This window comes from Pseudomonas sp. BO3-4, assembly GCF_034044115.1.
GTDB classification, from domain to species: domain Bacteria; phylum Pseudomonadota; class Gammaproteobacteria; order Pseudomonadales; family Pseudomonadaceae; genus Aquipseudomonas; species Aquipseudomonas alloputida.
The window spans coordinates 840,607-853,400 of record NZ_CP139018.1; the positions used below are offsets into that span (position 1 = coordinate 840,607).

The window sequence follows — 12,794 nt, forward strand, 5'->3', positions numbered from 1 at the left end:
GTGCAAGAAATTAACGGTCAAGGGTAGCGCTATCGGCCCCTTGTGCGCACCAGCCGCAAGCGAAAGGCTGGCCGATGTGCTGCGCACGTTGTGCCGGGTCGAGCACCCAGGGGCGTGCCTGCCACGGCGGCTGGTGGCGCAGGTGCTGGGTATGGCCGCACGAAAGTTCCGCCACCCAGTGGCCTTCTTCGTCCTGATGAAAGCCGTTGATCCGACTGATGGGCCGTTGCTCGTCTGCACCACGTTCGCAATCGGACGATGGCAAGGTTACACTTGTCCGCTCTACATTCTTTTGCAAAAGGTCTTGCCCCATGCTGATCGCCGCCAACAAGGCTGTCTCCATCGACTATACCCTGACCAACGACGCCGGGGAGACCATCGACAGCTCCGCCGGTGGCGCGCCGCTGGTTTACCTGCACGGTGCCGGCAACATCATCCCGGGCCTGGAAAAAGCCCTGGAAGGCAAGCAGGCTGGTGACGAGCTGAACGTTTCCATTGAACCTGAAGAGGCCTACGGCGAGTACCTGGCCGAACTGGTCAGCACCCTGAACCGTAGCCTGTTCGAAGGTGTCGACGAGCTGGAAGTGGGCATGCAGTTCCACGCTTCGGCGCCGGACGGCCAGATGCAGATCGTCACCATCCGCGACATCGACGGCGACGACGTCACCGTTGATGGCAACCACCCACTGGCCGGTCAGCGCCTGACCTTCCAGGTCAAGGTTGTGAACGTGCGTGACGCCAGCGACGAAGAAATCGCTCACCGTCACATCCACGGTGAAGGTGGCCATCACCACTGATTTTCTGCGCTAAGCTCAGAAAGTCGCCAGGCGCTCGGGCAAGCCGATTTGCCTTCCTACGGGAGGTGAACGGTTTGGACGAGCGCCTTTTTAGTGGGCGAAATTCGCCTGCACGGCAACCGGGAACCTGAGAGGGGATTTCATCATGAGTGCATTTCACGACCTGAAACTGGAAGCGCTGAACGGCGGAGAGCTGCCCCTCGCACCCTTCAAGGGCCAAGTGGTGCTGGTGGTCAACGTCGCCTCCAAATGTGGCCTGACGCCACAATACAAGGCCCTGGAAAACCTCTACCAGATCTACAAGGACAAGGGCTTCAATGTGCTTGGCCTGCCGTGCAACCAGTTTGCCGGGCAGGAGCCGGGTAGCGAAAAGGAAATCCAGGACTTCTGCAGCCTCAACTACGGGGTCAGCTTCCCGCTGGGGGGCAAGCTGGAGGTCAATGGGCCGCAGCGCCATTCGTTGTACCGCCTGCTGGCAGGCGAGGGGGCCGAGTTCCCCGGTGACATTACCTGGAATTTCGAGAAGTTTCTGGTAGGCAAGGATGGCCGGGTGCTGGCGCGTTTCTCACCCCGCACGGCGCCGGATGACCCAGCAGTGGTGCAGGCCATTGAAAAAGCACTGGTCTGAATAGTGCCGGGCGCGATCATTGTGGCACCTGCGAAGCCGAGCGCCGCCTGCGCGGCGCTCGCTTTCACAGGCGCTGCACATACTGCGTCGAACGCCCAGCCGCAGCACTGACATTGCGACAAGCGCTATCCAGATACCCCTCGAACTGCTCGACAATCGCCGGCCAGCCTTGGCGGCTGGCATGCTGTCGCGCATTCAGGCGCACCCTGCGCAACGTCTCCACTTCTTCCAGCAACCAGCACGCTGCATCGACAAACGCCGCCTGGTCCCCCGGCATGGCCAGCGCGCCACTGTGGCCATGGCGAATATGCTGCGCTGCGGCCGCCTCGTCATAAGCAACCACCGCCAACCCTGAGGCCATGGCCTCGAGCACCACATTGCCGAAGGTTTCGGTCAGGCTCGGGAACAGGAACAGGTCGCCGCTGGCATAGTGCTCGGCCAGTCGTTCACCGCGCTGGGCGCCGCAAAACACGGCGTCCGGTATCTCTTGTTCAAGCCTGGCGCGCTGAGGCCCGTCGCCGACCATGATCAGGCGCAGGCGCTTCTGTGGATAGGTCGTGCGTAATGCCTCAAAGCAAGGCCTTAGGAGGCCTAGGTTCTTTTCCGCCGCCAGTCGCCCGACATGCAGTACGGCGATATCCTCCGGGCCTAGCCCCCAGCTTTCGCGCAGGGCCTGGCTGCGCCGGGCTGGATTGAACAGGCAGGCATCGACCCCTCGGGCCAGCAGCTCCAGGCGTTCGAAGCCGCGACGCTCCAGCTCCAGGCGCTGGCTGGCACTCGGCACCAAGGTGATTGCCGTGCGCCGATGGAACCAGCGCAAGTAGTGAGTGAGCAGGCGCGCCAGCAGGCCAAGGCCGTACTGGCCGGAATACTGCGGGAAGTTGGTGTGAAAGCCACTGACCACTGCCACCCCCAGGCGTCGGGCCGCGCGTAGGGCGCTGAGCCCCAGCGGCCCCTCGGTGGCGATGTACAGTACATCCGGGCGCTGCCTGCGCCAGCGGCGCAACAGCTTGTGCATCGACACCTCGCCCCACTGCAAACCCGGGTAGCCAGGCAGCGCCCAGCCACGGCACAGCATCAGGTGCGGGTCGTTGTGCGCGTGCCCTTCGCCGGCCTGGCGCGGGCGCACCACCTCGACCTCATGGCCGCGTTGGCGCAACCCATCACTGAGGCGGCCAAGGGTGTTGGCCACGCCATTGATCTCGGGTGGGAAGGTTTCGCTGACCAAGGTAATGCGTAGGGCGGGTGTATTCATGACAAAAAGTTTCCGCCTGCCGGGTTGCGCTAATGTGACCGCCTTGTGACGTAAAGATGACGCCTGACCGCTGGCACGTTTGCCTTCATGAATATTTCCTCGCACAGCACTCAAGAAGGTGTCCCCGGCAGCCGATGAAGATGCATTCGACTACGTGATGCGCTCCAGGAGAGCGGTGATGTTCAACAACAAGCTCAAGCAAGAAATCCGGCAACTGCGCGAAGACCTGATGTCCATCGAACAGGTCAAGAGTAGTCTCGACAGCGAGATGCTGGTGCTGCAGCTCGATCCTCAGGGACGGATCGAGATGGTCAACGGCAACTTCGAGAGCGAGATGCTCTACCGTGCCGAACAATTGCTTGGACGCAATATCGAGGACATCGTCCCTGCCCACGTAAAGTCGCTGGACTTCTACCAGCGCATGAAAAGTGCGATCAGCCGTGGCGAACACCTGAACGGCGCGTTCCGTCTTCTGCGGGGCAATGGTCAGGAAGCCTGGCTGCGCTCGATCCTGCAGCCGGTGAAGAACAGCGAGGGGCGCATCAAGTACTTCACCCTGCATTCCAGCGACCTGACCCGAACCATCGAGACCTCACGCGAGCACGAAAGCCTGATCAAGGCCCTGATGCGCTCTACTGCGGTGATCGAGTTCGACCTCGACGGCATCATTCTCACTGCCAACGAACGTTTCCTGGCCACCGTCGGCTATCGCCTGGAACAGATTCGCGGTAAGCACCATCGCATGTTTTGCGAACCGCAGGAGGTCAACTCGGCTGGCTACCAAGCGTTCTGGGACCGGCTGCGCCGTGGCGAATATGTTGCCGAGCGCTTCAAGCGCATCGATGCCCATGGCCGGGTGATCTGGCTGGAGGCCTCGTACAACCCGATCTTCGATGCCCACGATGTGCTGTACAAGGTGGTCAAGTTCGCCACCGTGATCACCGACCAGGTCAACCAGGAGCTGGCAGTGGCCGAGGCGGCAGATGTCGCCTACAACACCTCGCTGGGTACCGATGTCAGTGCTCGCAAGGCCACCGAAGTGGTCACCCAGACTGTCACCGTGATGCGTGGACTGGAGGCTTCGATGCAAGAGGCCGCCGACGGCATCCAGGCGCTGGATACCCAGTCGCGGGTGATCGGTTCGATCATCAAGACCATCAGCGACATTGCTGGGCAGACCAACCTGCTGGCCCTTAACGCGGCCATCGAAGCCGCCCGCGCGGGCGAGCAAGGGCGGGGCTTTGCCGTCGTTGCCGACGAAGTGCGCCAACTGGCCTCCCGCACCAGCACCGCCACCGAAGAAATCGCCCGGGTGGTACAGCAGAACGAACAACTGGCGCAGGCGGCAGTGTCGATCATCGACACCAGCAAGCGCCAGGCCGAACAGGGGCTGGCGCTGGCGGATGAGACGGGCAGCGTAATTGTCGAGATCCAGGACGGGGCGAAGCGGGTGGTGGATGTGGTGGGGCAGTTTTCCAGCCGGTTGAGTCTTTGATATGGCTTGGGGTTTGTAATGGCCATGGGATCGAGCTTCGCCTGCGCGGCGCTCGATCTCAAGAACGATAAAAATTTCCAGCCTTACCCACGGTAACAACTGAGCAGCTGAACTTCGCCGAGCATGCCGGAAACGAAGTCGCATTTTCCTACAACTGACTCAGAAACCTCCGATCCGAATCCATGATGGGATTTCCCCCTGCACACGTTGTCAGGGAGACACCTCATGTACCTGGATTACCTCGTGCCCTCCTGGCACGAGATCGAGTCACGTGTCATCGCCATGGTGGGCTACCCAAGCGGTGGCCAGTTCCGCACCAGCCTCAATGAAGAGGTCGCCTCACTGGGCCTCAACCTGCGCCGGATCGAAGCTGTCCGCACAGCCTTCTACCACGCCGAATGGCAGGCGGCGCACCTGCTACGCCAGCGCTTCGCCGACCTCGACATCAACAGCATCGTCGACGAACTGCTGAGGGTCGTGCAGCAGATGGCGATGATCGTCGTCGGCAGCACCGTTACCGGTGGCCTGCTTGGCGCAGGGGTCGGCGCATTCGCCGGCGGCGCCGGAACCATACCGTTCGCTGGCGCAGGCGCGGCCATGGGCCTCAAGGTCAGCGGCTGGATCCTCGGTGCGCTGGGGCTGGCCTCCATCGCCGAGTTCTTCATCGACGGCTTGCCGCGTATCGGCGAGTACTACGTCGATGGCATCCGCTTCGCCTGGGAAGGCACCTGCGGCAATGAAGGCACCGGCCCGTTCTGCCGGGACGACCCTTATGCGATATCTCGGGCCACGCATCAGATTGCCCAAGGCCATGTGGAAGTCGTGGTGCTGTTGTTGGGGGCGATCGTGTCATACCTCACCCGCGGACGCGGCGATGCCCGAGTGCTGGCCCAGGAGATGGCGGCCAGCCGCAAAGGCGCGCGGCTGGGGCAATGGATGCTCAAGCATGAGGAAGGGTTGAAGAAACGGCCGGATCTGCAAGTGCCGGAGCGGCGCAAGGGGGCGATGGATGATCCGCAGCCCGTTAGCCCGAATCAGCCCAGGAAAGCACCAACGAAGCCCCATCCGGGCACGATGGCATTGCATAACGTTGAATGTTTCAAAGCTGATAAAGTACCGGAATACAAAATAGGCGAATTCAAACGACAGTTGAATGGCCAGGAAGACGGGCTCAACTGGATGACCGTTGAAGAATTTTTGGAAAAAGTTGAAAACCCAAATCAGCGCAATAAAGGGCTCGCCCAGAGAGCGAGAAAAAAGGAGCAAGAATTTATCAAGGAAAAAATTGAAAAAGAGCTCAGGAAAACCATGGGCCCATTTGAAGCGCAACGGGTTGCAATAGAAAAAGCCAGAAACCGGATGTCAATTACAGCAGCACTGCACAATCCGGATCTCGTCGCCGGAGGTAGAGACGTCATATCGGATTTTGGGGACCGCCAGGTAAACTCAGTGATAGGCGCCCAATGGAAAACCAGGATACCCAACTTAAAGAAAGCGGCCGAAAGGGTATCCCTGGAGTCCAGAGGCTCAATCCGCATGAATGTCAAATTACATAAGTGCTAAGGTGAGAAGGTTGAAATGGATAAAGTATTTGCCAGTTTGATTGAGAATTTCGGTCCGCCGATTGACCGCCGGGAAGTACCTGGCTCCACAATCGAAAGATACAGAGACAAGCTTCCTCCCAAGCTTTTGGAATATTGGTCCGAGCATGGGTGGGGGGGCTACGGTGAGGGCATATTCTGGCTAGTCAATCCGCAAGAATATGACGCCGTAGTTTCCTGCTGGATTGCAGGCACGGCACTTGCTTCGCACGACAGCTATCATTTGGTTGCAAGAAGTGCCTTCGGAGACTTGTACCTTTGGGGAGAAAAAACTGGATTTTCATTGGAAATAACAAGCGTTGGGTCTCAGTACATATTTTATCGAACTGAATTCACAAAGGAACAACTAAATACTGAGCTTCAAGGCTTTATTTTGTCAAGAGAAGTGGAGTCAATGGATTTCAATGGTCTCTTCAATCCCGCCAAGGAAAAACTGGGTAGACTTAAACATGACGAGATGTACGGCTTTTTCCCCGCGCTCATGCTGGGCGGGGCTGATTCCCTACAACATCTTAAAAAAGTCAGCGCTGTTGAACACTTGATCTTTCTGGCGCAATTGACAGATCTTCAACCTTACTCCTTTTCCGAGCAGCCAGATTAATGCCGCAGTCAACCAGCACCGCCACCGAGGAAATCGCCCGGGTGATGGATGTGGTGGAACAGTTTTCCAGTCGGTTGAGTCTTTGATAATTTGTAATGGCCATGGGATCGAGTTTCGCCTGCGAGGCGCTCGATCTAAAGAACGATAAAAATCTCCAGCCTTACCCACGGTAACAACTGAGCAGCTGAGCTTCTAAGTTGCAGGAGAAAATTCAGAGAGATCTTATGATAACTATGAATGCCATTGAAGCTAGAAAGCTCTCGGTGAAGCAGGCAAAGGAAACCCTGTCATCTCTAGCAGCTTTGCACAATCCATGAATGCTAGTCGCTTGAGGTTTTCGCCGTGGATGAGGTTTTTTCCCTGTTTGTAGAGCAAGTTGGTGAGCCGTTTTCTCGACAGAAGGTTCCTCCCTCAAGTCTGGATCGATACAGAGGGATCTTGCCGAACAAATTGTTAGCGTATTGGAGTGAGCACGGTTGGTGCGGGTATGGTGACGGGATATTTTGGACTGTCAATCCCCAGGAATATGAAGGGGTAACTGCCTCGCTTATCGAAGGCACAATATTGGAGAAGCGGGATAGATACCACCTGATCGCTCGCGGCGCATTTGGTGACCTGTATCTCTTTGGAGAGCAAACGGGTTTCTCAGTAAAGATTTTGGCTCATATTTCACGATACAGGGGCAGTGAATATGAGTTGACGGCGGCGGATATGGACAGGGAAGTGCAAGGTTTCTTCCTTGGCAAAGAGAAGGCGTCTGTTGACTTTGATGGTATGTTCGAGCCCGCAAAGAAGAAATTGGGCATGCTAAAGCATGATGAAATGTATGGGTTCGTTCCAGCCTTGGCGTTCGGCGGGTCAAGCGACCTTGCTAACCTCGAGAAGGTTAAGGCAGTGGAACATCTAATACTGCTTTCTCAGATTGCCACCCTCGAACCCTACAGTTTCTCCGACTTCTAAAAAGCAATCCGCAAAAAGGGGCTGCCCTGCAGCCCCTCGCTCCTTCAGCTCCGCTCCCGCACCCAGAACAACGTAGCCCCGGCCACTGCCGCCGGCATCATCAGCACGTTCACCCCTGGAATCATCAATGCCAGGTAGGTGATGCCGCCAAAGCCCAGGCTCTGCCAGCGCTTCTGCCGCAGCCAGGCGAGCATGTCCTGCCAGCTCATCTTGTTGTTGTCCGCCGGGTAGTCGATGTACTGGATGGCCATCATCCACACGCCGAAGATCAGCCACAGCGGCGCAGCCACCACGTTGACCACCGGGATCAGCGACAGGACGAACAGGCCGATGGCGCGTGGCAGGAAGTAGCCCAGCTTGCGCATTTCGCGGCTGAAGGTGCGCGGTACCATGGCTGCCAGCTCGCCCCAGCTGAAGGCAGGGAAGGTGTCTTCGCCACGCACTACCACCTCGACCTTTTCCGCCAGAAAGCCGTTGAACGGCGCGGCAATGATATTGGCCACCAGGGTGAAGGTGAAGAACACCATCAGCACCAGCAAGGCAACGAACAGCGGCCAGAGGATGTAGCTGAGGAAGCTCAGCCAGTCAGGCAGCGTGGGCATCAGGGCATCGAGCCACAGGCCGAACTGGTGGCCGGCGAAGTAGATCAGGCCACCGAACAGCAACAGGTTGACTGCCAGTGGCAGCAGCACGAACAGCCGCAGGTTCGGGCTCAGCACCAGTTTCAGGCCTTCGCGCAGGTATTGGGGGCCAGAGAGGACAGGGGCTTGCATCTAGATACTCCGCAGAGAAGGAAAACGCGCTGACCTTACCGAGTTTGCCGCGCCGACGAAAGGCACGCCGTGGGCGGGAAACGGGATGTAACAAAAGCGCCCGGGGCTTGTTTATCGATGAAATCGCAGCATAGGCGATGCCTATGAGGTGGATTGTCTAAGGATATTTCCTTAATCTTTGCGACCTCGCTACAGTGCGCTCAACTTTTCGCTTTGCGGGCCTGCGCGTTTTAGCCTTCCCCAAGTGCTGCGTGGGTCCTTTTTAATTTCTTGGCTGGCGCAGCCGGTACACCGATGCCGGCCCTGCGGCCCGCTCGACAGGAGTTCGACATGTCTGAAGTACGTCATTCGCGCGTCATCATTCTCGGTTCCGGCCCTGCCGGTTACAGCGCTGCGGTGTATGCCGCCCGTGCCAACCTCAAGCCGCTGCTGATCACCGGCATGCAGGCGGGTGGCCAGCTGACCACCACCACCGAAGTCGACAACTGGCCGGGCGACCCCCACGGCCTGACCGGCCCGGCTCTGATGCAGCGTATGCAAGAGCACGCCGAGCGTTTTGAAACCGAAATCGTCTTCGACCACATCAACGCTGTCGACCTGGCCAACAAGCCGTTCACCCTGCAGGGTGACAGCGGCAAGTACACCTGTGATGCGCTGATCATCGCCACTGGCGCCAGCGCTCGCTACCTGGGCCTGCCGTCGGAAGAAACCTTCATGGGCAAGGGTGTTTCGGCCTGTGCCACCTGTGACGGTTTCTTCTACCGCAACAAGCCGGTCGCCGTGGTCGGTGGTGGTAACACTGCCGTGGAAGAGGCACTGTACCTGGCCAACATCGCCAGCAAAGTGACCCTGGTACACCGTCGCGAAACCTTCCGCGCCGAGAAGATCCTGGTCGACAAGCTGAACGCCCGTGTGGCCGAAGGCAAGATCGAGCTCAAGCTCAACGCCACCCTGGACGAAGTGCTGGGTGACAACATGGGTGTAACCGGTGCGCGCCTGAAGAACAACGACGGCAGCAGCGACGAAATCAAGGTCGACGGCGTGTTCATCGCCATTGGCCACACCCCGAACACTTCGCTGTTCGAAGGCCAGCTGACCCTGAAAGACGGCTACCTGGTAGTCAACGGCGGCCGCGAAGGCAACGCCACCGCGACCAACGTAGAGGGTGTGTTTGCCGCTGGCGACGTGGCTGACCACGTTTACCGCCAGGCCATCACGTCGGCCGGTGCGGGCTGCATGGCAGCGCTGGATGTCGAGCGCTACCTGGACGGTTTGGCCAACGCCTCGTCCTGATCTGAGAAAAAGGGGTGCAAAGCGCCCCCAATAAAAAACCGGCCAAGCGCCGGTTTTTTATTGTCTGCAATCAGCTCACAGGCTCAGTCGCATCGACAGGTCCACCGCTTTCACATCCTTGGTCATGGCGCCAATCGAGATGTAGTCCACCCCCGTCTCGGCAATCACCCGCAGGGTCGTTTCGTTGACCCCGCCGCTGGCTTCAAGTTTGGCTTTGCCAGCGGTAATGCGCACGGCTTCGCGCATTTCGTCCAGGCTCAGCTCGTCGAGCATGATGATGTCCGCGCCAGCGGCCAGCGCCTGGCGCAGTTCGTCCAGGCTTTCGACCTCGATTTCCACCGGCTTGCCCGGCGCAATGCGGTGTGCTGCGGCCACCGCCTCGGCTACGCCGCCGCTGGCGGCGATGTGGTTTTCCTTGATCAGGAAGGCGTCGTACAGGCCTATGCGGTGGTTGTCGCACCCACCGCAGGTCACTGCGTATTTTTGCGCCAGGCGAAGCCCCGGCAGGGTTTTGCGGGTGTCCAGCAGGCGCACCTGAGTGCCGGCTACCAGGTCGGCGAGGAAGCGCGCACGGGTGGCGACCCCCGACAGCAGCTGCAGGAAGTTCAGTGCGCTGCGCTCCCCACTGAGCAGCGAACGGGCCGGGCCTTCCAGGTGGAACAACGGCTGATTGGCAGTGGCCTGCTCACCGTCGGCCACCTGCCAGTGCACTGCAACGCGCGGGTCGAGCTGGCGGAATACGGCATCGACCCAGGCGGTACCGGCGACCACGCAGTTTTCACGGGTGATGATGGTCGCCTTGGCCAGGCGCTCGGCCGGGATCAGTTGCGCGGTGATATCGCCACTGCCGATGTCCTCCAACAGCGCGCGGCGCACGTTGGCTTCAATTTCAGCGGTCAGGTCGGCAAGGCGTAGGTTCGGCATGGTCGGCTCCACAAGCTAGGTGCCCGCGATTATAGGGCAGGGGGCCGGTGTGTACAGCCGCCTTGGCGCTGACCTTTGGTCGGACGTCGTGAGTAATCGGAGCCGATCAGGGTCATTAGCCAGCCAGCGAAACGGCGCTGGTAGCTATGCGATTTTTTACCGATAATGGTGACTGGTATTTGGCGCCATGGCTTTGACGATTTTCCAGCCCTTTCGGGCAAGACACCCTGCAAGGAGTCCAGGATGCAAAAAGAAGGCAAGGTGGTGCCCTTGGCGGCAGCCATCGACCGAGGGGGGCGTACGCCTCATCCTTGCCTTCCGGTCGTGTTGCTGCAGGTGCGCGACAAGGCCGCGTTGCAGTTGCGTCAGGGCCTGCAGGACTTGTTCGACAATGCCGATGACACGCTCTTCGAAATGGCCGACAAGGCCTTTGACCGCAGTGACCAGAACCTGTACTTCGAAGCCATGCGTGACCTGCGCCTGAAGCGCAAGAGCATCGAGCGTGGTTTTCTGGATACGTTCCATGATGCTTTCCTCCGAGCCGGCCAGGTCGACTTGCTGGCAAACCTGGTCGAGCCGGGCAACCCGCGCAGCAAGGCTCAAATGGAGCGGGCCGCCGCCATCGAGGGCATGGTGGCGCGGGTGCTGTCACGCGATGGCATCGCCCTGCAGCAACTGGGTCTGCGCCTGCAGGCATTGCTCGACCGCCCCCTGTACGAGCAGTACAACCCATTGGGGCCAGCCGCGCTGTGTCGTTACTTTCTCGATGCCGGGCGTAATCTGGGCGTTGGCCTGCGGGTCAAGCTGGTGCTGCTGAAGCTGTTCGAGCGTTATGTACTGCGCGATGTCGATGTGATCTATGGCGAAGCCAACCAGTTGCTGGCCGCTGCCGGCGTGCTGCCCGAGCTGCAACCGGCGCCGCGCCGGCGTGCCGAAGACCGGCGCATGCGTGCGCGACCCGGGCCGGCGAACCTTGGCCAGGAGGAGGGGGCGGACGCCGCAGGGCAGGCGTTGTTTGCCTCGTTGCAGGCACTGCTGGCGCCGGTGCGCGGGCAGTTCGCTCCGCGCTTGCACGCGGTGGCTGCCGCCCAGCCGATCAGTACCGCTGACCTGCTCCGGCTACTTTCGCATTTGCAGCGCTATGTGCCCGCCACGTACGAGGCCGATGACTTCGAGCTCGGCCAGCAGCTTGAGCAACTGCTGTTGCGGGTGAGTGTGCGCAGCGGCACGCGTCGGCGTCTTCACGTGGCTGACGAAGACATGATCAACCTGGTTGGCCTGCTGTTCGCGTTCATCCACAACGACGACAACCTGCCGGCCAGCCTGCGGGCGCTGATTACGCGCCTTCATATTCCCCTGCTCAAGGTGGCACTATTGGACAAGGGGCTGTTCAGCCGGAGTAGCCACCCGGCGCGCCGTTTGCTCAACGAAATCGCCGGCGCCGCGATTGGCTGGGAGTGCGGCAGCGAGTGCCAGCGTGACAGCTTGCACGTGCGGGTAGAGCGTATCGTCCAGCGCCTGCTCAATGATTTTGCCGACGATGCAAGCCTGTTCGCCGAGTTGCTCGACGGCTTCCTGGCATTCAATCAGGACGAACGGCGACGTAACGAGTTGCTGGAGCAACGCACTCGCGACGCCGAAGAAGGCCGTGCCCGGGCAATGCAAGCCAGGCAGCAGGTGCAGCACGTGCTCAACCAGCGCCTGCGTGGCCGGGTACTGCCGCAGGTGGTGGTGCAAATGTTGGTGCAGGCCTGGAGCCAGGTACTGCTGCTGGCTTGGCTGAAACAGGGCGAGGCCTCACAGGCCTGGCACGACGCAGTGCAGACGATGGACATGCTGCTGGCCAGCATCACGCCGCCACATGAGCCACAAGCCTTGCTGCAGCAGGTGCCAGGCCTGCTCAAGGCGCTGCGCGATGGCCTGGCCAGCGTAGCCCTGGACGCGGTGGCGACCCGCGAGTTTTTCCTGCAACTGGAACAGTTGCACCTGCGGGCCTGCGCAGGTAATGAGGCGCTGCCGGGGGGGGAGGGCCAATCCTTGGGCGACGTGCGGGTGGCTGAAGAGATTGTGCTGACGATTGCCGAAGAGCCCGCCTGCGTGCCCCTGCACGCTGCCGACGGGCAGGCTGCAGCGCTGCGCCAGGCGCAACGCCTGCGCATCGGCACCTGGGTCGAGGTGCTCGACGAGGATGAACCACTGCGCTGCAAGCTGGTCGCGCGCATTGACAGCAGTGACAGGCTGGTGTTTGCCAACCGCACCGGCATGAAAGTGCGCGAGTGGAGCAGCGCCAGCCTGGCCCAGGCACTGCAGCGGCACGAAGTGCGCGTACTGGATGACCGTCTGTTATTCGAACGGGCGCTGGAGGCGGTACTTGAGAGCTTGCGGCAAGGGCAGACGCAATAGGCAGACTCATTACAATCATTCACATGCACACGGTGTTGGCCGCAGGGCATACTGTGGGCATGTT

General features: G+C 60.1%; 11 protein-coding genes and 2 pseudogenes. 9 read left to right on the forward strand and 4 right to left on the reverse strand.

All coding sequences use genetic code 11. From position 1 onward, the window contains the following. Positions 1 to 10: 10 nt before the first annotated feature. Positions 11 to 313, reverse strand: coding sequence for a DUF3565 domain-containing protein (locus REH59_RS03900; protein ID WP_010952015.1), 303 nt, complete (start codon positions 311 to 313; stop codon positions 11 to 13). Between REH59_RS03900 and REH59_RS03905 the strand changes: the two genes are divergently transcribed. Continuing rightward, positions 312 to 797, forward strand: a complete 486-nt coding sequence (locus REH59_RS03905; RefSeq protein ID WP_003247325.1) for an FKBP-type peptidyl-prolyl cis-trans isomerase — start codon at positions 312 to 314, stop codon at positions 795 to 797. The genes REH59_RS03900 and REH59_RS03905 overlap by 2 nt on opposite strands. Before the next feature lie 145 nt (positions 798 to 942). Then, positions 943 to 1,425 (forward strand): glutathione peroxidase, encoded by a 483-nt coding sequence (locus REH59_RS03910; RefSeq protein WP_003247324.1) that lies wholly within the window; start codon positions 943 to 945, stop codon positions 1,423 to 1,425. A 64-nt stretch (positions 1,426 to 1,489) separates the two neighbouring features. Here the strand turns inward: REH59_RS03910 and REH59_RS03915 are convergent, their stop codons facing one another. Beyond that, positions 1,490 to 2,680, reverse strand: a complete 1,191-nt coding sequence (locus tag REH59_RS03915; RefSeq protein ID WP_014860186.1) for a glycosyltransferase family 4 protein — start codon at positions 2,678 to 2,680, stop codon at positions 1,490 to 1,492. Between the two features lie 307 nt (positions 2,681 to 2,987). Between REH59_RS03915 and REH59_RS28710 the strand changes: the two are divergent. From REH59_RS28710 to REH59_RS03935, 5 genes and pseudogenes are all read left to right on the forward strand, one after another. After that, positions 2,988 to 3,581: pseudogene (locus REH59_RS28710) on the forward strand (PAS domain-containing protein); the annotation flags it as partial. A gap of 180 nt (positions 3,582 to 3,761) precedes the next feature. Beyond that, a pseudogene (locus REH59_RS28715) lies at positions 3,762 to 4,175 on the forward strand (methyl-accepting chemotaxis protein); the annotation flags it as partial. A 225-nt stretch (positions 4,176 to 4,400) separates the two neighbouring features. Next, entirely contained in the window at positions 4,401 to 5,738 is a 1,338-nt protein-coding gene (locus REH59_RS03925; RefSeq protein ID WP_014860184.1) for a DUF6861 domain-containing protein, read from the forward strand. A 15-nt stretch (positions 5,739 to 5,753) separates the two neighbouring features. Continuing rightward, on the forward strand, positions 5,754 to 6,377 hold the full coding sequence (locus REH59_RS03930) for a GAD-like domain-containing protein (RefSeq protein WP_128573655.1): 624 nt from the start codon (positions 5,754 to 5,756) through the stop codon (positions 6,375 to 6,377). A gap of 342 nt (positions 6,378 to 6,719) precedes the next feature. Next, complete coding sequence (locus REH59_RS03935) at positions 6,720 to 7,337, forward strand: GAD-like domain-containing protein (RefSeq protein WP_128573654.1); 618 nt, start codon at positions 6,720 to 6,722, stop codon at positions 7,335 to 7,337. Between the two features lie 44 nt (positions 7,338 to 7,381). On the opposite strand, the gene cysZ is transcribed toward REH59_RS03935, so the two are convergent. Further along, on the reverse strand, positions 7,382 to 8,110 hold the full coding sequence (cysZ, locus tag REH59_RS03940) for a sulfate transporter CysZ (protein WP_010952022.1): 729 nt from the start codon (positions 8,108 to 8,110) through the stop codon (positions 7,382 to 7,384). Positions 8,111 to 8,440: 330 nt separating this feature from the next. Between cysZ and trxB the strand changes: the two genes are divergently transcribed. Then, positions 8,441 to 9,403: a thioredoxin-disulfide reductase gene (gene trxB, locus REH59_RS03945; protein ID WP_004575865.1), complete on the forward strand. Its 963-nt coding sequence runs from the start codon at positions 8,441 to 8,443 to the stop codon at positions 9,401 to 9,403. Positions 9,404 to 9,478: 75 nt separating this feature from the next. On the opposite strand, the gene nadC is transcribed toward trxB, so the two are convergent. Then, positions 9,479 to 10,327, reverse strand: coding sequence for a carboxylating nicotinate-nucleotide diphosphorylase (gene nadC, locus REH59_RS03950; protein ID WP_014860180.1), 849 nt, complete (start codon positions 10,325 to 10,327; stop codon positions 9,479 to 9,481). A gap of 243 nt (positions 10,328 to 10,570) precedes the next feature. Between nadC and REH59_RS03955 the strand changes: the two genes are divergently transcribed. Next, complete coding sequence (locus REH59_RS03955; protein ID WP_265536594.1) at positions 10,571 to 12,730, forward strand: DUF1631 domain-containing protein; 2,160 nt, start codon at positions 10,571 to 10,573, stop codon at positions 12,728 to 12,730. Positions 12,731 to 12,794 lie beyond the last annotated feature (64 nt).